Consider the following 24378-nt stretch of genomic DNA (forward strand, 5'->3'; position numbering starts at 1 on the left):
GACGGCATCACGGCACGGGACCGGTCAGCGCGTCGCGCAGGCCGCCCCGTGCGGTGACGTTCAACTTCCGGAAGACGCTGCGGAGATGGGCGGCCACCGTGCGCGGCGACAGGAAGAGCTGCGCGGCGATCTGCTTGTTCGTCAGTCCCGTGGCGGCCAGTCGGGCCGCCTGCCGCTCCTGCGGGGTCAGCAGCGAGTACGGGTCCTGGCCGATGGACTCGACGGACTCGACAGGCCTGACGGGGATCCCGCTCGCGCGCAGCTCGTTGGCGGCGCGCGCACTCCACGGGGTGGCACCCAGCCGCTCGAACGTGCTGAGCGCCGCCTCCAGATGCACACGGGCCGCGCCGCCCGCCTTGGCACGGCGCAGTCTCTCGCCGTAGGCCAGGCAGATCCGGGCCCAGTCGAACGGCCAGCGTTCGGCGCCGGGCGTGGCGATGGCCGCCTCGAACAGGTCGTGGTCGACGAGGTCCGGGACGGCCATCGCCTCGGCGGCGTCCGTCAGCATGGCCAGCCGGGGCGAGATCGACGGGATGTCGGTCTTGCGGACCGCCGCCACGTGCGCCGCCGCTTCCTCGTGATGGTCGGTGCGGGCCGCGGCCTCGGTGAAGTCCAGCAGGAGCCACAGGGCGTGCGGCATGAACCGCGGCACCTCACCGGGCGTGACAAAGGCCCGCAGGAGGCGGTGGGCGGTGTCGAAGTCCGCGCTGCCGAGCGCCGACAGGGCCCGGATGTGCGAGGCGTAGATCCGCAGCGCGCCCAGCCCGCGCGGGTTGCCCCAGGAGACGAGCCGGTCCGCGATCTCGCGCGCGGTGGTGCCGTCGCCGCGCGCCGCGGCCACAAGTCCCCGCTGGAAATGCCCTGTTGATGCCGTCAGACGGTAGTCGTAAGTCTCGCACCAGCCGAGGCCCTCTTCGGTGATCGCCAGCAGATCGTCCCACTGGCCGCCGATGTAGGCGTCGTTGGCCAGCAGGAACTGTGCCTGGATCGCCAGGGCGACGGCCCCGCCGTCGCGGCCGTCGTCGATGATCCGGCGCAGCGGGCTCCGGCAGCCCGGGAGGCGGTCGACGTAGGAGGCGGAGAGCGCGATGCCGAAGACCCGTACGGGATCGGCCTGTTGGTGCAGACCGGAGATGAGGTGGTCGAGCCGGTCGAGGAACGGCAGCGCGCCGTACGCCGGATCGCCGAAGGTGCCCAGGATCACCGGCAGCAGTCGGCCCGAAGCGGGTGGACGTCGGCGCTTCACGACGCTCTCGAAGGAGTGCCACAGTTCCGGCCGGCCGCCGTAGAAGCACACCATGAGAAGGGTGTTGAGCGCTTCGCGGAAGATGTCCTCGACCGACTCACCGCCCTCGGGCCAGACATGTGTCTCGATGGCGCCGATGAGCAGCCGGTGGGCGGTGTCCACGTCGCCCTCGCCGTTGAGGAGTTGACTGGCCGCGGCCGTCGCGGCGGCGAGGGAGCCGACGCCGGACGGGTCGGCATGGCCCGCGTTGTCCAGCAGCGCGCGCACGTTGCGGAGATCGCCGGTGATGTTCGCGCCCAGGCAGGCCGCCTCCGCCAGCCGTCGGGCCTTGGCCGTGCCCGTGCCGCTCAACTCCGAGGCGCGCAGCAGGGTGGTGATGGCGCCGACGGCGTCACCGCGGCGCAGGGTGCTGTAGGCCACCTCGTGCAGCAGGGCGGCCACTCGGTCGTCGGGGCCGACGGCCGCGTCGGCGAGGTGCCGGGCCCGGTGCTCGGACCCTTCGGGGAGTTCGGCGGCGAGCGCCAGATGTCCCGACCGGCGTTCCTCGCTGGTCGCCAGATCCATGACCGCGGAACGCGTGAGCGGGTGCCGGAACTCCAGTCGGCCCGTGACGCCGTCGACCTGCACGAGTCCGGCGCGCTCGGCGGCGGACAGCGCGTCGAGGCCGTCCTGTCCGCCCATCGCCCGCTGGAGGATGTGCAGTTCACCCGAGCCGTCCAGCACGGCGAGCAGGAGCAGCTTCCGGGTCGCGGCCGGGAGCGCGGCGACCCGGGTGGAGAAGATGCCCTTGAGGCGTTCGGTCAGCGGCAGTACGGCGGGCAGGGTGCTCCGCTCCGTCTGCTGCAAATCGTTGAGGGGAACGGGCAGTTCCAGCAGGGCCAGCGGGTTGCCCCGGGCCTCCGCGACAAGACGCCGGCGGACCCGGGCCGACATGGCGGGGAACCGCTCCGCCACCAGCTCGTTCGCCGACACGTCGTCCAGCGGCCGGACCTCGTGCTCGGGTATCCCGATGTTGCTGAGGAAGGACTCGTCCCCGGTCCGGGACGCGCCCAGCAGGACGATCGGCTCGGGGTGCAGGGAGCGGGCGAGGGTCCCCAGGACCGTGGCGCTGGGCCGGTCCACCCATGCCACGTCGTCGACGATCAGCGCGATTGGACCGGTCCCGGTGGCGGCCCGGGCCAGCAGTGCGTGCACGGCGTTCGCGATGGCGAGAAGCTGGGTCGGCTGCTCCTCGGACAGTCCGCGGACCGCCTGGAGGGTCTCCGCCTGCCGTGCGGGCAGTGCGGGAATGCCCTCGGCCAGCGGTTGCAGCAGTTGGTTCAGCGCCGAGAAGCTGACGCCCTTCTGGAACGGGCAGCCGGTGACCCGCAGCACCCGGAAGCCCGCCTCGGCCGCGCGCGGCGCGGCGGCGTCCAGCAGCGCGCTCTTGCCCACCCCGGCCGCTCCGGTGAGTATCAGCGCGGCTCCCCGCGTGCGGGCGGTGTCCAAGTGCCTGTCGAGGACGGCCAGTTCCGTCGATCGTCCGATGAGGTTCGGCGGGGTGAGGGATGCCGGTGCCATGACGCCTCCCGTTGGGGTCGGGCAGGAACAGGAAGAACGGTCCAAACGTCCGTTGACGGTGCACGCACGGTGCACTGGGCTTCCTTCCGGTCGGTGGTGCCAACGCGGACAAGATGCCGGACCCATCCCGGAGTTCGATCCGGACGGCGTGAACCTGATCACAGGGGACTTTCGCATGGGCGTGCGCCGGACGCGACGGTCATGTCGTGAATGGAGTGCTACGTCATCTTCTGGCCCGCGCTGGTACGTTGCTCGGGCGTCGGAGCGATCCGCCGCCCCACGCACCCGGGAAGAAGGAGAGGCGTCCAGTGGCCTCGCACGGGACGCGCCGCACCTTGCAGGCCCTGTTCACCGTCGCCGTCGCACTCGTCCTGCTGACGGGACCGGCCTGCGTACCCGGCGGAGAGTCCTCACTCCGGCCGGCGAAAGTGGCCCCGGCACACCCCTCGGGCCCGCCGCCCGCCTACGGCGCCTATGTCGGCTACGGCGCCGACGCCGTGCGGCGGGTCGCCGGCTTCGGCGCCTGGCTGGGCCGGCCGGAGCCCCGGGTCGGGCACGCGTATCTGCCCGGTGACCACTGGAGCGACATCGAGGGCGCCTCCGGCGACCTGGCCCTGTGGGCACAGTGGCGCCGGGCGCGGCAGGACCGCCTGCTGGTCCTCAACGTGCCGATGCTGGACCGCAACGAGGCACACCTGCCCGACAGCGTGGTCCGCGTCGAGTTGGGGGAGGGGGCGAGCGGACGCTACGACGACCACTTCCGCACGCTCGCCCAGAGATTGGTCCAACTCGGCGCCGCGGACACCGAGATCGTCCTGGGCTGGGAGATGAACGGCATCACTTACACCCACCGCTGCGCGCCCGCCCCCTGGTCCTGGAAGCGCTACTGGACGCGTATCGTCACCGCGATGCGCTCCGTGCCCGGGCAGCAGTTCCGCTTCGACTTCACCCCGAACCGCGGCCACGACGCCATCCCCTGGACCGACTGCTACCCCGGCGACCGTTACGTCGACGTCATCGGCATGGACGCCTACGACGCCCCCCAGGGCTTGCCCTTCAGCGAGCAACTGACAGAGCCGTACGGCCTGTTGGCCCAGGCCGACTTCGCCCGCGCTCACCACAAGCCCATCTCCTACCCCGAGTGGGGCCTGTTCGACAACGGCGACAACCCCACCTACATGCGCGGCATGCTCACCTGGATGGCGAGCCAACACCCGCTCTACCAGACCATCAGCGACTACTGCCCGCACGGCGTGTGGCGCTGCCGCGACAACCCCAAGTCCTCGGCCGTATACAGGGCCCTGACGGATCATCAGCCGTGAGGGCAGCGGAGAACGGCACCGCCCGAGTGTGGCGGTGCCGTTCTCCGTCGTAGCAAGCAGAGTGTCGAACTACCCTGCTACGGCGTCCACTTGACGTTCGGGTTCACCTGGCCGGTCCAGTTGAAGATGGCCATGTTGTCCCAACCGTCCCCGCTGTTCGCGATATCGGCCGGGTCCCAACCGTTGCCGGTGACCGCGTACCAGGTCGGCTCCCAGTAGAAGACACCGATCGCACCCGCGCTGCGGGCCGTGTTCTGTACCGCCGTGAACTCCGCGCCCTGGCCCGCCCAGGTGAGCGGGTAGCCCGAGCAGCCCGACGTGACCGAGTTCGCCGTACTGTCCGCGTCGGACGTGGTGAACGGGTAGGCCGTCTCCGCGATGATGACGTCCTTGCCGTAGCGGGACTTCATGTCCGAGACGACGCTGCCCATGTTGGCCAGCGTGCCGTGCCACATGCAGTAGTAACTCAGCCCGGTGATGTCCCAGTTGACGCCCTGCGCCTTGATGCCGTCGTAGAACCAGCGGGCGTTGGAGTCGCTGTCCGCGTCGGCGGTGTGGATGATCACCTGGGTGGAGCTGTTGCACGCCTTGGTCGCGTTGTAGCCCGACTTCAGCAGCAGCGCGAGGTTGGTGAAGCTGTTGTTGACGACCTTGCCGTCGTCCCACAGCATGCCGACGTTGATCTCGTTGCCGATCTGCACGCTGTCCGGGGTGGTGCCCTGGGACTTGAGGCTGTTGCAGACGTCGTAGGTGTAGTTGTAGACGTCGGTCTGCAACGCGCTGATGCCGTGGCTCGACCAGGCCGCGGGCTTGTACTGCTTGCCCGGGTCGGCCCAGGTGTCCGAGTAGTGGAAGTCGACCAGCAGCTTGAGGCCCTTGGCCTTGACCTGCTTCGCGTAGGCCAGCACCTTCGCCTTGTTGTTGTAGCCGCTGGCGGGGTTGTTCCAGATCCGCAGGCGTACGTAGTTGACGCCGGCGGCCTTGAGGATGTCGAGCGGGTCCTTGGCGGTCCCGCTGGAGTCGTAGTACTTGGCGCCGAGGTCGATCGCGCGCTGCGCGGAGGAGACATCGGCTCCGAGCATGGTGAGCGAGTTCGCGGCGGCGGCGTTCGTGGGGGTGAGCATCGCCGCCGGCAGGGCGACTGCGGCCAGCAGCAAGGCGGCCTTCACTATGCGGCCCGGGAATTTCACGGGGTACCCGACCTCCTTGGGTCGACTGACATGCGCATGCGGTTGGTTCTGAGAACGTTCACAGTAGGAGAGGTAACAGACGCTGTAAATATGTGTGTCGGTTGTATTTCCCGCAGTTCGTGGGCGCGACTCTCGTGCGATCGGATTGGGAACGTACACAACCTGATGCGTGGAGTGGTACCGCGGTACTACGCCCACCCCGGCAACGGCCCCTCGGTACGACGGTTCCGAGCCCCCCGCACTCCTAGCGTGGCCGGTGCCCAGTGGGGGCAGTGGCACGTGAGCGTGAGGGAAGTCGATGATCGAGGCACAACAGCTGACGAAGCGGTACGGGGAGAAGACGGCGGTCGACCGGCTGGACTTCGTGGTCAAACCCGGTACGGTCACCGGCTTCCTGGGCCCGAACGGCGCCGGGAAGTCCACCACGATGCGCATGATCGTCGGCCTGGACGCGCCCACCAGCGGCACCGTCACCGTCAACGGCAGGCCCTACGCCGAGCACAGCGCCCCGCTCCAGGAGGTCGGCGCGCTCCTGGAGGCCAAGTCGATCCACCCCGGCCGCTCCGCGTTCGACCACCTGATGGCGCAGGCCCACACACACGGCATCCCGCGCCGTCGGGTCGACGAGGTCATCGAGATGACCGGGCTGCAGAGCGTCGCCAAGAAGCGGGCCGGGGCCTTCTCCCTCGGCATGGGCCAACGGCTCGGCATCGCCGCCGCGTTGCTCGGCGACCCGGCGACCGTCATGCTCGACGAACCGGTCAACGGCCTTGACCCCGAAGGTGTGTTGTGGATCCGCAACCTGCTGACCGGGCTCGCCGCGGACGGTCGTACCGTCTTCGTCTCCTCGCACCTGATGAGTGAAATGGCCCTGGTCGCCGACCACTTGATCGTCGTCGGACGAGGGCGGCTGCTGGCCGACACCACCGTGCAGGACCTGGTCCGGCACGCGGGCGGCGACACCGTGACCGTCGCGTCCGAGCAGCCCGCCCGCTTGCGCGAGGTCCTCGCCGGTCCCGGCGTCGAGATCACCGGTGCGGTCGGCTCCGAGGAACTGCACGTCACCGGGCTGACCGCGCGGGCCATCGGCCTCAAGGCCGCCGAGCACGGCATCCCGCTGTTCGAACTCAGCGCACGGACCGTCTCCCTGGAACAGGCGTTCATGGACCTGACCCGGGACGCCGTCGAGTACCACGGCTCCACCACCGTCGAGACCCCCGGGAGGGCCGCGTGAGCACCATCACCGCGACCGACAGCGCCGCACCCGCACCGGTGAAACCGGCCCGCCCGCCGTACAAGGTCACCGGGCGCCGCGTGCTGCGCTCCGAGTGGGCCAAACTGTGGTCCCTGCGCTCCACCTGGATCACCCTGGGCCTCGGCCTGCTGTTCCTGATCGCGTTCGGCCTGATCTCCGCCGCGCACTACAAGTCCGAGTACGGCTCCGGTCATCTGCGGCCGGACGACGCCAACGCCACCGCGCTCGGCATTTCTCTGTTCGGCACGAACTTCGCGCAGCTCGCCCTCGGTGTGCTGGGCGTCCTGGTCACCGCCGGCGAGTACTCCACCGGCATGATCCGCTCCACGCTGGCCGCCGTACCGCGCCGCCTGCCGGTGCTGTGGTCCAAGGCCCTCGTGTTCGGCGTGGTCGCGCTCGGTGTCTCCCTCGTCGGGGTGTTCGTCGCGTTCCCGATCGCGAGTGGCATCGTCTCCGGCACTCCCGCGGCCCTCACGTTCTCCCACTCCGGAGTCGTCCGCAGCCTGCTCGGCGCCGGTCTCTACCTCGGCCTGGTCGGCGTGATCGGCACCGCGCTGGGCGCGCTGCTGCGCTCGGTCGCCGGCGGTATCTCGGTGCTGGTCGCCGCTCTGATGCTCGTACCCGGACTGATCTCGCTGCTGCCCAGCTCCTGGCAGGACAACATCAGCCCGTATCTGCCGAGCAACGCGGGGGAGGCGATGTTCTCGCTGACCCACGACTCGACGACCCTCTCGCCCGGCGCCGGACTCCTGGTCTTCCTCGGCTGGACGGCGCTCGCGCTTGCCGGAGCCGCGTACCGGCTGGTGCGGACCGACGCCTGAGACCTGTGGGGCCGGGTGTCCGACGCGGGAACGGTCCATACCCGGCCCCACAATGGACAGGTGACCTCCATGAACCCGGACAAGTGACACCGATGAGCCTCGACGACCCCGCCCCCGCCCCCGCGCCGTTCGCGGAGGCGGACCTCCCGTGGAGTCACCCCCTGGCCGGCCGGCTGTCCCGGCTCGGCCGGCGGATGAAGCAGGGCGACCGGAGACACCCGTGGGTGCTGGACACGGCCCTGATCCTCGTCGTCGCGGTCATGTTCTGCCTGCCGGACCTGGTGAACGACGACGACGGCCGGCGGCGGGGCTTCGACAACAGCTTCATCCATCTGCCCTGGCCCGGGACCGTCGCCCTGCAGGCCGGGCTGGTGCTGCCGCTGCTGTGGCGGCGCAGGAGGCCGACCCTCGCCTTCGCCGTGATCACCGCGGTGTTCTTCGTCCAGGCGGGGCTGGGTGTCTGGCTGCGCGCCGACGTCGCCCTGCTCATCTCCCTCTACAGCCTTGTCCTGCACGGGCAGTTGCGCCGGCTGCCCGTCGCCTGCGCCGTGACCCTCGCCGCTCTGGGGCTGTTCGCCCTCCGGCTGCCGTCCCAAGTCCCTGTCCTGGACGCGCTGTTCGTCCTGTCCAGCACGATCACCGCAGCCGTCGCGCTCGGCTTCGTCGTCCGCATCAGACGCGCCCAACTCGCCGTACTACGCGACCGCGCGGCCCGTCTGGAGATCGAGCGCGACCAGCGCAGCAAGCTCGCCGCCGCCGCTGAACGCACCCGCGTGGCACGGGAGATGCACGACATCATCGGCCACAACCTCTCCGTCATCATCACCCTCGCCGACGGCGGCGCCTACGCCACCGACCTCGCCCCCGAACGCGGCAAGCAGGCCCTGCTCCTCATCGGTGACACCGGCCGCCAGGCACTCGGTGAACTCCGCCGCATGCTGGGCGTGTTGCGCGTCCAGACCGCCACACCGGACGCCCCCGAACTCAGCCCCCAGCCGGGCGTCGCCGACCTCGACGCCCTGTGCGCCCGCATCCGCGCGGCCGGACCACAGGTCGTGTACCGCACCGGCGGCGAACCGGCCGCCCTGGACCGAGGGGTCCAACTGACCGTCTACCGCATCGTGCAGGAGGCGCTCACCAACGCCCTCAAGCACGCGGGCCACGACACCCGGGTCGAGTTGGCGGTGAACGTCGAGGACTCACGGGTGCACATCGACTGCCACGACACCGGACCCGGCGAGATCGCCGCCGGGCCCGTACCGAGCCACGACGAAGGACACGGACTCGCCGGCATGAGAGAACGCGCCGCCCTCTACCACGGCACCGTCACCGCGGGCCCCGCCCCCGGCGGCGGCTGGACGGTACGGGTCACCCTCGACCTCACCCCGCTCGACGCGAGCGGGAGCACGGGCGGAACCGGGGGCGCGGCATGACGACCGTGCTCATCGTGGACGACCAGCCCCTCCAACGCCTCGGATTCCGCATGCTGTTGGAGGCCAACCCCGACACCGAGGTGGTCGGCGAGGCCGGGCACGGCGGCGAGGCGGTACGCATGGCCGCCGAACTGCGTCCCGACGTGATCCTCATGGACGTACGGATGCCCGGCATGGACGGCATCGAGGCCACCCGCCGGATCGTCGCGGCCGGCGACCGCTCCCGCGTCCTCATCCTGACCACCTTCGACCTCGACGAGTACGCCCACGAGGCACTGCGCGCGGGAGCCAGCGGCTTCCTCCTCAAGGACGCCCACCCCGAGGAACTCCTCGCCGGCATCCGCGCGGTGGCCTCCGGCGACGCCGTCATCGCCCCCGCACTCACCCGCCGCCTCCTGGACGCCTACGCCCAACACCTGCCCAAGCGCTCACCGGAAGGACCCGCTGCCGTGCCCGCGACGGACGACCCCCGCATCCGCACCCTCACCGAACGCGAGCGCGAGATCCTCGTCGCCATCGGCCAGGGCTGGACCAACGGCGAGATCGCCGAGCGCCTCTTCCTGTCCGAGTCCACGGTGAAGACTCACGTCGGCCGCGTCCTGGCGAAGGTCGCCGCCCGCGACCGCATCCAGGCCGTCATCCTCGCCTACGACCTCGGCCTGGCCCGCCCCAACGCACCCGACCAGTAGCCCAGTTGAGGCTCCCGACCGTGAAAGCTTAGGTTGCGCCACGCGCACGCACAGGTTCGTACGCGCTGTGGACGCTGCGGTGCATCGGGACGACCGTTGCTTCCCATGGTCGAGATCAAAGGGGCTGTGTCCCGCAGAACGATGTTGGGCGCCATGGCGCTGTCCGCGACAGCGACAGCCGTGCCGCCGACCGCCGAAGCCGCGCCGCAGGTGAGACCCGATCTTCTCTACGTCGGTACCTGGAACGGCGGGCAGGTCTACGGGGTCCGGTTCGACCCCGTCCAAGGAACCCTGACGTCCATCGGGTCGGTGGCGCAGGTCAGTTCAGGCTGGGTGACGGCGCATCCGGACCGTCCGGTGCTCTACGTCGGCAGCCAACTGGACGGCGGAATCGTCACCGTCCTCGACATCGACCGCACGACCGGCGCGCTGACGCAGACCGGTGAGACGAGCACGGACGGCGGAGGAACGGCCGGTGGCGGTCTGTCGTACCTCGGCGTGGACCGGTCCTCGGACACGCTGCTCGTGGCCAACTTCGAGGCGGGCCTTGCCGTTTCACTCCCGATCCGCGGGAACGGCACGCTCGGTACACCCGTGTCGGTCGTGGCCGACACCGGATCGGGGCCCAGCCCACGGCAGTCGGGCCCGCACCCGCACGAGGTCGTCGTGGCACCGGGCCGCCGCCACGCCCTGGTCCCCGACTTCGGCGCCGACCGCGTCTTCGTCCACGGCTTCGACGGTACGACGGGTGCGCTGTCGTCCGGCGAGGGCGGACCCGGCGCCTACGCCACCGACGCCGGCGCGGGCCCGAGACGGCTCGTCTTCCACCCCGACGGACGGAAGGCGTATCTGCTGACCGAGCTCACGGCGGAGCTCCAACTCCTCGACTGGGACGGGAGATCGGGGGAGTTGACGCGGCGTCAGAGCCTGGCGATCGACTCACCCGGCTTCACCGGCACCAAGAGCGGCGCCGAACTGGCCATCAGCCGCGACGGCCGCTTCGTCTACGCCTCAAGTCGAGGCGAGAACACCCTCGTTGTGTACGCGGTCGAGCGGAGAACAGGGCTGCTCACCCTCCAACAGCGCATCCCCAGTGGGGGACTGAAGCCCTGGAGCTTCACCGTCCACCCGAGCGGGCGCTGGCTGTTCGTCGCCAACGAGGCGAGCAGCACGGTCGACGTGTTCGCCGTCGACCTCCGCTCCGGGCTGCTGACCGGTACCGGAAACTCCCTGGCGATACCGAACCCCGACTGCATCACCGTCTGCGCACGCTGAGGTCCGGCCGCACAGGATTGTCCATCAATCCTGTGCGGAAAGGATCTTGAGCGCGAAGAGACATGACGTTCTTGCTGCACACTTCTTGCCGCCGTAGGTCGCCGCTGTTACGTTCGCTGCATCGCTTGTCGGACAATCTGATGCGAGCGCAGGTTCATCCCTCCCCCCAACCCCTACGTGTAGGCCGGGCAAGGAGACCAAGTTGTCGAACAATCAGCGCCCACCCCACTCCGAAGCCCTCCGCTTCGACCACGTGACCCTGGAGTTCCCCGGGAGCCGCCGGCCGGCCATCGAGGACGTGTCGTTCCAGGTCGAGCGAGGCAAGTTCGTCGCCGTGATCGGACCCAGCGGCTGCGGCAAGAGCACGATCCTCAACCTGGCCGCCGGACTGCTCTCCCCGACCCTGGGCCAGGTCCACTTCGACGGCGAACCGGTGACCGCCGTCAACTCCGAGGCCGCGTACGTCACTCAGCAGGCCAACCTGCTGCCCTGGCTGAGCGTCAAGGCCAACATCGGACTGGCCCTGAAGTTCCGCAAGATCCCCAAGGACGAGCGGGAGGAACGCATCGCCCACTGGGTGAAGGTCGTAGGCCTCACCGGATTCGAGGACCACTACCCGCGCGAGCTGTCCGGCGGCATGCAGAAACGCTGCGCGATCGCCCGCGCCCTCATCTACAACCCGTCCATCGTGCTGATGGACGAACCCTTCGGACCGCTGGACGCCATCACCCGGCTCAAGCTCCAGCAGGATCTGCTCAACCTCTGGGAGGGGGAGCGGGGCGGCACGCTCGTCTTCGTGACGCACGACCTGAACGAGGCGATCTACCTCGCCGACGAGGTCATCGTGATGTCCGACGGCCCCGGCACGATCCGCCGGGTGCTGCCCGTCCCCTTCGAACGGCCTCGCAGCATCGGTTCCCTCGTCGAGTCGCACGAGTTCTCCGAGCTCTACAACGACCTGTGGAGCCTGTTCAAGTCCCAGCTGCAGACGTCGGACGCCGGCGCGTAGGCGCGCCCCCACCTGCTGATCCATCGACCCGCCCAGTCGCCATGCTGCCCTGCGAGGTGCCCAGCGTTGATATCGATCGCTGAAGAGATCGCCGTACCGAGTCCACCGAAACGAGTCTGGGAGGTCGTGTCGAACCCCTCCGAGGTCGTCGCCTGCATCAACGGCGCCGAACTCGGCGAGGCCCACGACGACGGCTCCTTCGACGGAACCCTCGTCGTCAAGTTCGGGGCGATGAAGGTGGGTTTCGCCGCCAGAGTGGCTCTGGATCTCACCGAGTCCGACCACGAGGGCCGCCTCTCGGCCCGCGGCAAGGACGGCCAGGGCGGCACCCGCTTCAGCGCCCGCGCCAAGTTCCGGGTGACCGAGGGCCAAGGGCCCGGCGACTCACGCGTGAGCGTGCTGGGCGAGGTCCAACTCAACGGCAGGCTCGCCCCGTTGGTCGAGTCCGGCGCCGGGGCGATGGTCTCCCGGATGACCCAGGAGTTCTCGGCCCAGCTGATCCAGCGGTGCGCCGGAGTCGAGGTACAGCCACCGGCACGCCCCGCCGGGCTGCTCGGCCGCCTGCGCGCCTGGTGGACGCGGCTCCTGAAGAGACGTCAGAAACCTTCCCCGTCAGGTGACTTCGCGACCGAGGAGGCAGGAAATGACACCGCCCAGGCTCAATAACGTGATCGGCGCACTGGAGTCGGGACGCCACGCCTTCGCCTCCTTCGCGGCGCCCGACCCCGCGTCAGCCGTCGAGTTCAGCACCACCGACTACGACGGCCTGGTCTTCGAGACCGAACACAAACCCTGGGACGTCACCGCCCTGCGGGACAGCCTCCAGTACCTCCTGAACCGCCGTCAGATCCACGCCGCCGACAGCCTCGCGCCCGCCGTCACCCCGCTCGTACGCATCCCGGCCAACGGCGGCGAGAAGGCGCAGTGGCACGCCAAACAGGTCCTCGACCTGGGCGCCTACGGTGTCGTCTGGCCGCACATCACCACCGTGGACGAGGCCCGCAACGCGGTCGCGGCCTGCCGCTACCCGAGCCTGCCCGGCAGCCCCCGCCACGAGCCCCCCGGCCTGCGCGGCGACAGCCCGGGCGCGGCGGCACGCTACTGGGGCATCACCAACGCCGAGTACTACACGAGAAGCGACGTCTGGCCGCTCGACCCGGACGGCGAGATCCTCGTCGCCCTCATGATCGAGGACCAGCGCGGCATCGAGAACCTCCCCGACATCCTCGACCAGGTGCCAGGCATCGGCCTGATCCTGATCGGCGAGGGCGACCTGAGCCAGGAGCTGGGCGTACCACGCCAGTACGAGCATCCGCGGGTCGTGGAGTGCAAGCGCCGCGTCCTCGACGTCTGCGGGGAGCGCGGTGTCGCCGTGGGCCATCCGCATGTCACCGCCGACAACGTCAAGCAGGTGCTCGACGACGGATACCGCTTCCTGATGTCGGCGCCCGTGCGCTCGTACCCGGGCCTCGACCTGGGCCGCACCCTGACCGGCCGCACCCACGGAAGGGCGGCTCTCCAGTGATCATCGACAGCCACGGCCACTTCACCACCGCCCCACCGGCGCTGGGCAGTTGGCGCGAACGGCAGATCCGCGCCTTCGAGGAATCCGACGCCCGCGTGTCACCCGACGAACTGCACATCACCGACGACGAGATCAAGAACGCCGTGGAACAAGGCCAGTTGAAGCTCCAACTGGAGCGCGGCACGGACCTGGGGCTGTTCTCCCCGGGCGCCGGGAAGATGGCCCACCACTACGGCGACGAACGCACCAGTCTCGACTGGTCCCGGGTCAGCAACGACCTGATCGGCCGGGTGTGCGGACTGTTCCCGGGCCGCTTCGTCGGCGTGTGCCAACTGCCCCAGTCTCCGGGGGATGCCCTTCCCGCCTCGGTCCGCAACTCCGTCACCGAACTGGAGCGCTGCGTCGAGGAGTTGGGCTTCGTCGGCTGCCTGCTCAACCCCGATCCCTCGGACGGCTACTGGCAGGCACCGCCCCTCACGGACCGCGTGTACTACCCGCTCTACGAGAAGCTCGTCGAACTCGACGTCCCCGCGATGGTGCATGTCGCTATGTCCAGGAACCCCGCCCTGCAAGGGACTTGTGCGCACTACCTCAACGGCGACACCGCGGTGTTCATGCAGCTGTGCATGTCCGACCTGTTCACCGACTTCCCGACCCTGAAGCTGATCCTGCCGCACGGCGGCGGCGCCGTCCCCTACCACTGGGGCCGCTACCGGGGCGTCATGCAGGACCAGGGCCGGCCACCGCTGGAGGAAGCGGTCCTGCGCAACGTCTACTTCGACACCTGCGTGTACCACCGGCGCGGCATGCAACTCCTCGTCGACGTCGTCCCCGCCGAGAACATCCTCTTCGCCTCGGAGATGATCGGCGCCGTCCGCAGCGTGGACCCCGAGACCGGGCACCGCTTCGACGACACCAAACACCTCCTCGGCTCCCTCGACACGCTGACCGACACCGACCGCCGGGCGATCTACGGCGGCAACGCGCTGCGCGTGTTCGGACGCCTGGAAGGTGTGCTCAAGTCCGTGTCCTTCGACGACTCCGCCCAGTCCAACACCCCGAAGGAGGCCGGGAATTGAAGGCCTACGAAGCCCTTGCCGAGGCGTTCGTCAAGGAGGGCACGAGCGATGTCTTCGGCATGATGGGCGACGCCAACATGCACTGGATGAACGCGCTCGACCGGCGCGGAGTCCGGCTCTACGAGGTACGGCACGAAGGGTCCGGCCTCGGCATGGCCGACGGCTGGGCGCGAACCACCGGCCGCCCAGGGGTCGTTACGACGACCAGTGGCCCCGGCACCTCACAACTGGCCACCTCGATGATCGTCGCGAGCCGCGCCCGCACCCCGCTGGTCGCCTTCTGCGGCGAGACGAGTTGGGGCGACCAGGGCGCCGTGCAGTACCTGGACCAGCGCCGCTTCGCCGCCGCCATCGAGTGCGGCTTCGTCCACCTCTCCCGCCCCGACCAGGCCCAGAGCGCCGTACAACGCGCCTTCTACCAGGCCCGCACCGAGTCACGGCCGGTGATGCTCAGCGCGCCGATCGACATCCAGCAGGGGGAGTTGGAGGACGACGACGAGTACGTGCCCTCCCTCGCCCTCCTCGACAGCCCCCGCCTGCTGCCCGACCCGGCCCGGATCGCCGCGGCCTGCGACATCGTCCGGGCGAGCAAGCGCGTGGTCATCGTCGCCGGACGCGGGGCGCGCCGCGCGGGCGCCGGCGGTGAGGTGCTCGCCCTCCAGCAGCGGACCGGTGCTCTCCTCGCCACCACCCTCCAGGCGAAGAACTGGCTGTGCGACAGCACCCGTTACCACGTCGGCCTCGCCGGGCTGTTCGGCAGCAAAGCGGCCACGGAACTCCTTCAGGAGGCCGACTGCGTGATCGCGGTGGGCGCCAGCCTCAACAGCTACACCATCGAACACGGCTACCTCTTCCCCGACGCCAAGTACATCCAGATCGACGTCTCCCCGCACATCGTGATGGGCAACGGCAGGGCCGCCGACTGCTACGTCCAGGCCGACGCGGTCACCGCCGTCGGTGAGTTGAGCCGCGCCCTGGAAGAACGCTCGGTCCACCTGGACGGCTTCCACACCGACGACGTACTGCGCCGCCTCGCCGAACCGCTCCGGCCCCCGGCGTCGTACGTCAGCGAACCGGGCCGCATAGACCCACGCCGGGCGATCCGCATCCTGGACGACGAACTCCCGGGCGAGATGGGCCTGGTGCTCGGCAGCGGGCACCAAGTCGACTTCGGCACCATGCTGTTCCAGCGCTCCCGCGAAGTCCTTTCCAACTACGGCATGTTCGGTGCCATCGGCCAAGCGCCGCTCCTCGCGATCGGCCGACTGGTCGCCGAGGGCAGGCGGCCGGGGTTCGTGGTGGAGGGCGACGCCAGCTTCCTGATGCACCTCTCCGAGTTCGAGACGGCCTGCCGTTATGGCATCCCGCTCCTGGTCGTCGTCATGAACGACGAGGGACTCGGCGCCGAGTACCACAAGTCCCGTTCCAAGGGCCTCGATCCGAACCTCGCCCTCATCCCGACCCCGGAACTGGGCCCGGTCGCGGTGGCCCTCGGAGGAGAAGGCGCCACGGTCCGCACGCCGGCCGAACTGACCGCCGCCGTCGCGGAGTTCGTGCGCACACCCCGCCCCACCGTGATCGACGTCCGTATCACCCGCGAGGTGCTGAGCGTCCCCTACCGCAGGCTCATGTACGGCGAGGACGTATGAGGCGGCCACCGATGACACCGCTGACCGTCCTGCTGGGCGACTACCCACACACCCGGCACCTGAAGGAGACCCCCGTCCTCGGCGGCGACTGCCGCTTCGCCGAGGCCTCCCCGCTGTACCCGGCCTTCGCCCGCATGGTGCGCCAACTGGAGTACGACGTCTGCGAGTTGGCCCTCGCCACCTACCTCCAGGCTCGCGAGGCCGGCGTGCCGATTACGCTGCTGCCGGTAGTGATGATCGGCGGCACCCATCACCGCTCGTTGACCCGCCTCCCGGACGGGCCCGACCTCACCCCCGGCGGGCTCGCCGGCCGCCGGGTGGGCGTGCGCTCCTACAGCCAGACCACCGGCCTGTGGGTGCGCGGCATCCTCCGCGAGGAGTACGGCGTCGAAGCCACCGACGTCACCTGGGTCACCACCGAGGAACCCCACGTCGCCCAGTACCGCGAACCGCCCTACGTGGAACGGTCCCAGGCCGGGCGGGTCGCCGACCTGTTGCGCGGAGGGGAGGTCGAGGCGGCAGTGCTCGGCCCGCGCGCGATCGGCGGGCAGGGCGAGGGCCTGGTCCCGCTGATCCCCGACGCGGAGACGGCGGGCCTCGCCTGGATCGACCGGCACGGGACCGTCCCCGCCAACCACGTGGTCGTCGTCCGCGACGACGTCCTGCGGTCCCGGCCGGAGGCGGTGCTCGCCCTGTACCGCGCCCTCCAGGACGCGATCGCCGCCACCGCGGGGGAGCGCGACGACTCACCGGCCGGCCGCGCGGTGGCCACCGGCTGGACCGTTCCATTCGCCAACTGCCTTGAGATCGCCGGGCGTTACGCCCTGGAACAGGAGCTCGTGCGCACCCCCGTGGACGTGGGCGCGATCGAGAAGGAAACCGCGTTCGTCCGGGGAAGCTGAAAGGAGGCAGTGATGACAGGACTACGACACCGGCCGAGCGCCCCCACGAGGCGGCCCGACCGGTGGACACCGGACCTCCTCGCGAAGGTCGACTGGCGCCGCCGCGCGGCAGCCGAACCCTTCCGCGGAGTGGCCGCACCGGACGGCCTACGCCCGGATCTCTTCCTTCTCCGTGACACCGGCGTGGACGTCGGCCCGGTACGACAGGCGGCGGAGGACTACCTCGCCGCGCTCTCGCCGACGCAACTGGCCGTCGGCAGGTTTCCCATCGACAACGTGACATGGCGTCACTGGGCCAACGGAGCACGGTACTTCCTCCGCCACGGCCTCTGCCTGGAGGACCTCGACGACGAGAGACGACACCGCGCCCTGGGCGTCGTCCGCGCCAGTCTCAGCGCCCACGGCTACACCCAGGTCGTCGACCTGATGCACCTCAACCTCACCATCGGCGAACTCCGTGGTGAGGAGGACCTGTTGAACGAGTGGCTGTACTGGTTCAGCGTCTACGGCGAGCCCGAGAACGGCCGCCCCTGGGGCTGGCAGCTCGACGGCCACCACGTCAACGTCAACTGCGTCTTCGTCGGTGACCAGATGGTGCTCACGCCGACCTTCCTGGGCGCCGAGCCGGTGACCGCCGAGTCCGGGAAGTACGCGGGGACGACTGTCTTCCGGCGTGAAGAGGCCGTAGGACAGGAGCTGTTCAACACTCTGACGAGCCGTCAGCGAGAGCGTGCGGTGATCGCGGACGAGCTGCCCCCCGACCTGTTCGTCGGAGCCTTCCGCGACAACTTCGAACTCGCCCACCAGGGCCTGCCGTTGAGCGAGCTGACGTCGGGTCAGCGCGCCATCGCGGCGGAGCTCATGGGCCTCTACGTCAACAGCGCCGCCGACGGTCACGCACGGGTCCGCATGGACGAGGTCACCGCCCACCTCTCGGACACCCGCTTCGCCTGGATCGGCGAGGGCGGACCGGACAGCGCCTTCTACTACCGCCTCCACAGCCCGGTGATCCTCGTCGAGTTCGAGCACCAGGCCGGGGTCATGTTCGACAACGACGTGCCGTCGCGCAGGCACATCCACACCGTGGTCCGCACCCCGAACGGCAACGACTACGGGGCCGACCTGCTGCGCCGGCACCACGAGCGGTTCCACCGGAAGAGGAGCACGGGATGAAGATGGTTCTGGGCAGCGACGACCTCGTGGCCGCCGCGGAGACCGCTGTCCGCGCCACCGGGACGGACCTCGAACGGCTCGACGTCCGGCCCGTGCACAAGGCATCGCGCGGCTTCGTCAACGACGCGGACGTGGACGTCTGTGAACTCGCGGTCGTCACCCTGCTCCAGGCCGTCGCCCACGGGAAACCGGTCGTGCTGCTCCCCGTCACGACACTCGGCCGCCACCAGCATCAAACCCTGGTGACCTGCGGCGAGTTGACCGTCGGCGACATCGAGGGCAGGACCGTCGGCGTCCGCTCCTGGAGCCAGACGACCGGCGTGTGGGTGCGCGGTTTCCTGAGCGAGCAGTACGGGGTCGACCTGCGGAACGTCGACTGGGTCATGTACGAGGACGGTCACGTCGACGAGCACGAGGACCCCGCCTGGGTGAAGCGGGCCCCCGAAGGCGCCCGGCTCCAGGCGGACTTCCTCGAAGGACGCCTCGACTTCGGGATCATGGGCAACGAACTCCCGGCGGATGACCGCATCCGTACCGCGATCCCGAACGCGTCCGACAACGCCCAACAGTGGGCGCTCACCAAGGGGTTCGCCCCCGTCAACCACGTCGTCGGCGTCACCGAGGCAGCCGCCCGCGAGCACTCCGCCGCCCTCTGTGCCGCGTACGACGCGATGCGCGCCGCGATCCCGCCGACCAGCCCCGTGGACTTCTCCCCGGTCGGCTTCGAGGCGTTGCGCGGACCGGTCGCACTGGCCGCCCAATACGCGCTGGAGCAGGGCGTGTTGCCCCGGCCCGTCATCTTCGACGAGCTGGTGACGGGTACCTGCGCTGCCCTCGGGGTGGAGCCCGCACGGCTCGATGGATAGGCCCGCGCGGACGGCCGTACCGAACAGACCCATCGATCGGAAGGCAGGGAATGCAGAAGCTCTCGGTGGCCCTCGGGGAGTACCCGCACGGGCGGGCGCTCCTCGACGGCGAGGTCGAGGTGGACGGGTACCGGATCGAGCCGGTCGAGGTCAGGCCGGTCATCGGCGCCTACCGGCGCATGATCCGCGACCTGGAGTTCGACGTGTGCGAACTCGCCCCCGTCTCCTACCTGATGGCCAGACAGGAAGGCGTCCCGCTCACCGCGATCCCGGTGTTCCTCAACCGTCGTTTCCATCACGGAGACGTGCAGTGCGCCGAGGACTCGGGCATCCGGGTGCCCCGCGATCTGGAGGGGCGCCGGGTCGGGGTCCGCGCGTACACGGTGACCACCGGGGTGTGGGTGCGCGGCATCCTCGGTGAGCAGTACGGCGTGGACGTCGAGAAGATCACCTGGGTGGTGGACGACGACGACCACATCGAGGGGCGAACCCCGCCGAACGTCGAACGGGTCGCCGACGGACGCTCGTTGGGCGAGCTGCTGCGCACCGGAGACATCGACGCCGCGTTCACCGGCAACGCGGGCACGGGCCGGGCGGGCGCACCCCGTGCGGGCTGGACCGCGGCGGACGACGGCGTCGGCGACGGCCCGTACCCGCTCTTCCATGACGCCGAAGTCCTCGCCGTGGACTGGTACTTGCGCACCGGCATCTACCCGCTGCACTCACTCATCGCGCTCCGCTCCGACCTCGTCGCACGCGACCCCGCCCTCCCCGCCAAGCTCTACACGGCCTTCGTCGACAGCAAGCGCAGGCAACTCGCCGCCGATCCCGACTGGTTGGCGCAACCCCGGTTCGCCCGCCAGGCGCAGCAGATCGGCGGCGACCCCGTCCCGTACGGCGTCCACGCCAACGAGCCGAGCCTGGCCGCGCTCGTGCGGTTCTCCCGGGACCAGGGGCTCATCGACCCCGGCATCCCCACCGAACCGAACGCCCTCCTCGCCGCCGGCGGCTACCCCGACGCCTGACCGAAACGACGTACCGCACAAGGGAGTTGGACCATGGACGTGGTCGACGCACACTGCCACATCATCTCGGAGGACCAGGCCCGGTACCCGCGGGCGCCGATCGGCGGCAAGCAGTCGGCGTGGGCCGAGTCACGGCCGGTGACCGCCGCCGGCATGGTGACCCGCATGGACGAGGCGGGCATCGGCCAGGCCGTCCTCGTCCAGGCCACCACGGCCTACGGCTACGACAACTCCTACGTCCTCGACAGCAGCCGCAGCCGCCCCGGACGCTTCGTCGCCGTCGGCACCTTCGACCCACTGCGCCCGGACGCCGCCGACATCCTCTCGCACGCGGTCGGCGACGAAGGCCTCGCCGGGGTGCGGCTGTTCACGAGCGGCAGCACGGTACCGACGCAGGGGGAGTGGTTCGCGGCTCCCGAGACGTACGAATTCTGGCGCAGGGCCGGGGAGTTGGGCATCACCGTCTGCCTGCAGATGCGGCTCGGACCGGCGACCAAACAACTCCGGCAGGTGCTGGAGCGGTTCCCGGACGTCCGGGTCCTCCTCGACCACATCGGCTACCCGGACATCGCCGCCTCGCCCGCCCGCGCCGGTGCCGATGTCACCGAACTCGCCCAGCACCCGGGCCTGTTCCTGAAACTCACCCACCGCAATCTGGAGCGGCTGTACGACGCCGGGGACGCGGCGGCCGACTTCCTCGAACCCGTCGTAACCGCCTTCGGTGCCGAGCGGATCGCCTGGGGCTCCAACTGCCCTGCGGCGGAGCAGTCGTTGCCCGAACTGCTGCGCCTGGCCGAGGACGTTCTCGCCGTACTCCCGGACGACGCCCGGCAGGCGATCTTCGCCGGCACGGCACGACGGCTGTACCCCGGGCTGACCGAAGACGGCGCCTGAACGGGACATACTCCCGGAACGGCCGACATCAGCGGCCGGCAAACCTTCCGAGAACACACAGGTGATCAAGGTGGACATCAGCGGTTACGACGACGTCGTGGATCCGGGCCGGACGTCGCCCACCCGGCACAGCCAGGCCTACGACGGACTGCGCTCACTGCTCCTGTCGGGCAGCGTCGAGCCGGGCACCCGGCTCACCGAGGCCGACCTGACCAGGATGTTCAACGTCTCCCGCAGCACCATGCGGGCGGTGCTGGTCCGGCTCACCCAGGAGGGGTACGTCACCAGCGAGGTCAACCGGGGCGTCCGCACCCGCAGTTTCTCCGTCGAGGAGGCCGCGGACATCCTGGAGGCCCGCGAGACGCTGGAGTCCGCCCTCGCCGGGAAGGCCGCCGAACGCGCCACCGACGAGGAGATCGCCCAACTCCGCACCACCCTCCGGGAGATGGAGGACTGCAAGGCACGCGGCGACCAGGCCGCCTACTCGCGCGGCAACCGCCTCTTCCACCAGCAGGTCAAACAGGCCGCCCACCAGCAGACCCTCGCCAAGGCCTACGACACGCTGCTCTACCCGCTCGTCATGCGCCAGTACCGCAACCTCTCCGCCCCGCACCCGCGCGCCGGATCGCTGGAGGAGCACCAGGCGATCCTTCTCGCCATCGTCACCCGCAACCCCGAGGCGGCCGTCGCCGCGATGCGGCACCACGTGGCCTCCGCCCGCCAGGCACTCCTGCTGCGCTCCGCCCGCGACAGCCCCGCCCGCACCACCGACTGACCGACCACTCGCCGCACACGAGAAAGGGTCTTCATGCGCCACCCAGTGGAAACCGAAGCAGGGCTGGTGGAGGGCATACCGGGCCGCGACCACACGCTCACCGTGTTCCGGGGAATCCCCTACGCGGCGCCCCCGGTGGGCGAGTTGCGCTGGCGTCCGCCCCAGCCTCCGCCGACCTGGCCGGGTGTGCGCACGGCCGGCACCTTCGGGCCGATGTGCCCGCAGGCCCCCAACAGCGAGGTCGCCGGCATCGACCTCCCGATGAGCGAGGACTGCCTCCACCTCAACATTTGGACCGGTGCAACCTCCACCGAGGAGCGCCGCCCGGTCCTGGTCTGGATCTACGGCGGCGGCTTCCGCGTCGGCACCGGCGCGAGCCCCCGCTACGACGGCGAGGCCCTCGCCCGCAAAGGTATCGTCGTCGTCACCTTCAACTACCGCCTGGGCGCCTTCGGTTTCCTCGCCACCCCCGAACTCAGCGCCGAGTCCGGCCACCACGCCTCCGGCAACTACGGCCTCCTCGACTGCACAGCCGCCCTGCGCTGGGTACGCGACAACATCACCAACTTCGGCGGCGACCCCGACCGCGTGACCATCGCCGGACAGTCCGCCGGCGCCGGAGCCGTCAACTTCCTGGCCATGTCCCCCCTCGCGCAGGGCCTCTTCCACCGCGCCGTTGCCCAGAGCCACGCCCGCCACTCACGCGACCCCGAACTCCGGTACCTGGCAACGTCGTACCGCACCCTGCCCGACGCCGAGCGCGCGGGCGCACGGTACGCCGAGGAACGCGGCGGGCCCTCGCTCGCACGGCTGCGGTCACTGCCCTGGCAGAAGCTCATCGACGGGGACGCGGCCGTCGACTCCCTTGTCGAGACCGGGAGTTCGGCGAAGCCGCCGCTGTTCCGGCCCGTCGTCGACGGCTGGGTGCTCCCCGCCGGCTACGACGAGACGTACGCCAAAGGCCTGCAGAACGACGTCGGTTACCTCGCCGGCAACAACCGCGACGAGAGCGGAGCCGTCCCCGAGAGCACCTTCGCCGCCTACCGCACGGCCGGCAAGAAGGCCTGGCGACCGGGCATGCCGCCCGTCCACGTGACCCTCGACGACTACACGGACGCAGCGCGACGGAAGTTCGGCGAGTTGGCCGACGAGTTCCTACGGCTGTACCCGGCGGCCGACGACGACGCGGCGGGCCGGGCCCACAGTGCGGCCGTACGCGACAACGCCCGTGTCTCCACGTTCCTTTGGGGGACGGACTGGGCGAGGCACGCGGACCGCCCGGTCTACACGTACTTCTGGACCCACCGCTCCCCGGCACGCGGGCAGCACCCGCGGCGCGCCTCGCACAGCTCCGAGATCGACTTCGTCCTCGACAACCTCGACCAGGACGACGCCGAGTGGACCGTCGAGGACCGCGCCGTCGCGGCGACCATGTCCGGCTACTGGGCCAACTTCGTCGCCACCGGCGACCCCAACGGACCCGAACTGCCCAACTGGCCGCCGTACACGCCGGATTCGGCCACGGTCATGCAGGTCGGCGAGGACTTTGGACCGGTCCCGGTCGCGGAGCCCGCCCGGCTCGACTTCTGGCAGCGCTTCTTCCGTACGCAGCAGGCATGGTGACAGGAGACCTCATGAGACTACGCACCGCGGACACCCGTACCGCCGTCGCCCTGGCGGCGACCATGGCGCTCGGCACAGCCCTGCTGACCGCGTGCGGCGGAGACTCCTCGGCGAGCGCCGACGGACTCACCACCGTGACGGTCGGCACCGGCGGCAACATCTTCGACCTGCCCCTCAAAGTGGCCGACGCCAACGGCTACTTCCGCAAGCAGGGACTCAAGATCAAGTACGTGACGCTGACCGCCGCGACCGGACCCTCGGCCCTCCAGGCGGGCTCTGTGCAGTTCCTCCACGACAGTCCGACCGGGTTCGTGACCGCGCTCTCCAAGGGACTTCCGGAGACCGCGCTCGCCGCGGACGGCCTGGGCAACCCGCTCGGGCTCGTCGTCAGCAAGAAGTTCGCCCAGGACCACGACCTGACCGCCTCCACCCCGGCCGCCGATGTCGCGAAGGCCCTGGCCGACTCGACCGCCGGAGCCAGTTCGGCCAACACCAAGGCCGAGGCCGGGATCTTCCTCAAGTCCCACGGCGTCGACCCCACCAAGCTGAAGTGGGTGTCGTTGCCGAGCCCGGTCGCCGACAAGGCCGCGCTCAACAACCACGAGATCGACTGGTTCGTCACCTCGGAGCCACTGCCCCTGCAGATCGCGGACTCCGGCGACGGCATCGTCGTAGCGACTCCGCTGACCGTGCCCGAATGGGACGCCACGCACTCCGGATACAGCCAGTTCGTGGTGGCCCAGAAGAGCTACGCCAACGGGCACGCCGACATCGCGAAGAAGTTCGTCACGGCCGTCCAGCAGGGCACCGCCTACATGCGGACCCACCTCGCGGACAAGCAGGACAAGACCGTGCCGGCCGTCGCGCAGAAGGCGTTGCCCGGCGTACCGGCCAAGGTCCTCGAAAGCAGCCTCGAACAGGTCGACTGGCCGGCGAAGGCCTCCATGGACGCCGCCACCTGGAACACCACCACGGCCTTCATCGACGCGATAGGCGCGCTCCCCGACGGAGCGAAGGTCACCACGAGCGACTGGACCAACAAGTACCTGCCATGACACGGCCGGCGA

The 24378-nt window shown here is 70.0% G+C and carries 21 protein-coding genes; 19 read left to right on the forward strand and 2 right to left on the reverse strand.

Annotated elements, in window-relative coordinates; translation table 11 throughout:
- Positions 1–7: 7 nt before the first annotated feature.
- Positions 8–2806 carry an AAA family ATPase gene (locus AB0I69_RS13205; protein WP_363095715.1) on the reverse strand — a complete coding sequence of 933 codons (2799 nt, stop codon included), beginning with the start codon at positions 2804–2806 and terminating at the stop codon, positions 8–10.
- A 308-nt stretch (positions 2807–3114) separates the two neighbouring features.
- Between AB0I69_RS13205 and AB0I69_RS13210 the strand changes: the two genes are divergently transcribed.
- A complete protein-coding gene (locus AB0I69_RS13210) occupies positions 3115–4128 on the forward strand; it encodes a glycosyl hydrolase (RefSeq protein ID WP_363095716.1) in 1014 nt (337 codons plus the stop codon).
- Between the two features lie 77 nt (positions 4129–4205).
- Here AB0I69_RS13210 and AB0I69_RS13215 read toward each other — a convergent pair whose 3' ends face one another.
- Positions 4206–5318 (reverse strand): glycosyl hydrolase 53 family protein, encoded by a 1113-nt coding sequence (locus AB0I69_RS13215; protein WP_363095717.1) that lies wholly within the window; start codon positions 5316–5318, stop codon positions 4206–4208.
- Between the two features lie 298 nt (positions 5319–5616).
- Between AB0I69_RS13215 and AB0I69_RS13220 the strand changes: the two genes are divergently transcribed.
- The 18 genes from AB0I69_RS13220 to AB0I69_RS13305 all read left to right on the forward strand — a co-directional run bounded on the left by AB0I69_RS13220 (position 5617) and on the right by AB0I69_RS13305 (position 24366).
- Positions 5617–6552 (forward strand): ATP-binding cassette domain-containing protein, encoded by a 936-nt coding sequence (locus AB0I69_RS13220; protein ID WP_363095718.1) that lies wholly within the window; start codon positions 5617–5619, stop codon positions 6550–6552.
- Entirely contained in the window at positions 6549–7394 is an 846-nt protein-coding gene (locus tag AB0I69_RS13225; protein WP_363095719.1) for an ABC transporter permease, read from the forward strand. The genes AB0I69_RS13220 and AB0I69_RS13225 overlap by 4 nt, the downstream gene beginning before the upstream one ends.
- Before the next feature lie 92 nt (positions 7395–7486).
- A complete protein-coding gene (locus AB0I69_RS13230; protein WP_363095720.1) occupies positions 7487–8827 on the forward strand; it encodes a sensor histidine kinase in 1341 nt (446 codons plus the stop codon).
- Positions 8824–9516 carry a response regulator transcription factor gene (locus tag AB0I69_RS13235; RefSeq protein WP_363095721.1) on the forward strand — a complete coding sequence of 231 codons (693 nt, stop codon included), beginning with the start codon at positions 8824–8826 and terminating at the stop codon, positions 9514–9516. Before AB0I69_RS13230 ends, AB0I69_RS13235 begins: the two co-directional genes overlap by 4 nt.
- 105 nt (positions 9517–9621) lie before the next feature.
- Complete coding sequence (locus AB0I69_RS13240) at positions 9622–10791, forward strand: lactonase family protein (protein ID WP_363095722.1); 1170 nt, start codon at positions 9622–9624, stop codon at positions 10789–10791.
- A gap of 202 nt (positions 10792–10993) precedes the next feature.
- Positions 10994–11800, forward strand: coding sequence for an ABC transporter ATP-binding protein (locus AB0I69_RS13245; RefSeq protein ID WP_363095723.1), 807 nt, complete (start codon positions 10994–10996; stop codon positions 11798–11800).
- 66 nt (positions 11801–11866) lie between these two features.
- A complete protein-coding gene (locus AB0I69_RS13250) occupies positions 11867–12466 on the forward strand; it encodes an SRPBCC domain-containing protein (protein ID WP_363095724.1) in 600 nt (199 codons plus the stop codon).
- Complete coding sequence (locus tag AB0I69_RS13255) at positions 12444–13325, forward strand: aldolase/citrate lyase family protein (protein ID WP_363095725.1); 882 nt, start codon at positions 12444–12446, stop codon at positions 13323–13325. Before AB0I69_RS13250 ends, AB0I69_RS13255 begins: the two co-directional genes overlap by 23 nt.
- The gene (locus AB0I69_RS13260; protein WP_363095726.1) at positions 13322–14404 is read left to right on the forward strand and encodes an amidohydrolase family protein; all 1083 of its coding nucleotides are present in this window, start codon (positions 13322–13324) and stop codon (positions 14402–14404) included. Before AB0I69_RS13255 ends, AB0I69_RS13260 begins: the two co-directional genes overlap by 4 nt.
- The gene (locus AB0I69_RS13265) at positions 14401–16053 is read left to right on the forward strand and encodes a thiamine pyrophosphate-binding protein (RefSeq protein ID WP_363095727.1); all 1653 of its coding nucleotides are present in this window, start codon (positions 14401–14403) and stop codon (positions 16051–16053) included. The genes AB0I69_RS13260 and AB0I69_RS13265 overlap by 4 nt, the downstream gene beginning before the upstream one ends.
- An 11-nt stretch (positions 16054–16064) precedes the next feature.
- Positions 16065–16955 carry a hypothetical protein gene (locus AB0I69_RS13270; RefSeq protein WP_363095728.1) on the forward strand — a complete coding sequence of 297 codons (891 nt, stop codon included), beginning with the start codon at positions 16065–16067 and terminating at the stop codon, positions 16953–16955.
- Between the two features lie 12 nt (positions 16956–16967).
- Positions 16968–18128 carry a DUF3500 domain-containing protein gene (locus tag AB0I69_RS13275; protein ID WP_363095729.1) on the forward strand — a complete coding sequence of 387 codons (1161 nt, stop codon included), beginning with the start codon at positions 16968–16970 and terminating at the stop codon, positions 18126–18128.
- On the forward strand, positions 18125–18994 hold the full coding sequence (locus tag AB0I69_RS13280) for a hypothetical protein (RefSeq protein WP_363095730.1): 870 nt from the start codon (positions 18125–18127) through the stop codon (positions 18992–18994). Before AB0I69_RS13275 ends, AB0I69_RS13280 begins: the two co-directional genes overlap by 4 nt.
- Before the next feature lie 50 nt (positions 18995–19044).
- The gene (locus tag AB0I69_RS13285) at positions 19045–20019 is read left to right on the forward strand and encodes an ABC transporter substrate-binding protein (protein ID WP_363095731.1); all 975 of its coding nucleotides are present in this window, start codon (positions 19045–19047) and stop codon (positions 20017–20019) included.
- 33 nt (positions 20020–20052) lie between these two features.
- A complete protein-coding gene (locus tag AB0I69_RS13290; protein WP_363095732.1) occupies positions 20053–20913 on the forward strand; it encodes an amidohydrolase family protein in 861 nt (286 codons plus the stop codon).
- A gap of 70 nt (positions 20914–20983) precedes the next feature.
- Positions 20984–21688: a GntR family transcriptional regulator gene (locus tag AB0I69_RS13295; RefSeq protein WP_363095733.1), complete on the forward strand. Its 705-nt coding sequence runs from the start codon at positions 20984–20986 to the stop codon at positions 21686–21688.
- Positions 21689–21733: 45 nt separating this feature from the next.
- Complete coding sequence (locus AB0I69_RS13300) at positions 21734–23311, forward strand: carboxylesterase family protein (protein WP_363095734.1); 1578 nt, start codon at positions 21734–21736, stop codon at positions 23309–23311.
- Positions 23312–23322: 11 nt separating this feature from the next.
- Positions 23323–24366 (forward strand): ABC transporter substrate-binding protein, encoded by a 1044-nt coding sequence (locus AB0I69_RS13305; protein WP_363095735.1) that lies wholly within the window; start codon positions 23323–23325, stop codon positions 24364–24366.
- Positions 24367–24378: the final 12 nt, after the last annotated feature.

This window comes from Streptomyces sp. NPDC050508 (assembly GCF_040655155.1).
In the GTDB taxonomy this organism is placed as follows: Bacteria; Actinomycetota; Actinomycetes; order Streptomycetales; family Streptomycetaceae; genus Streptomyces.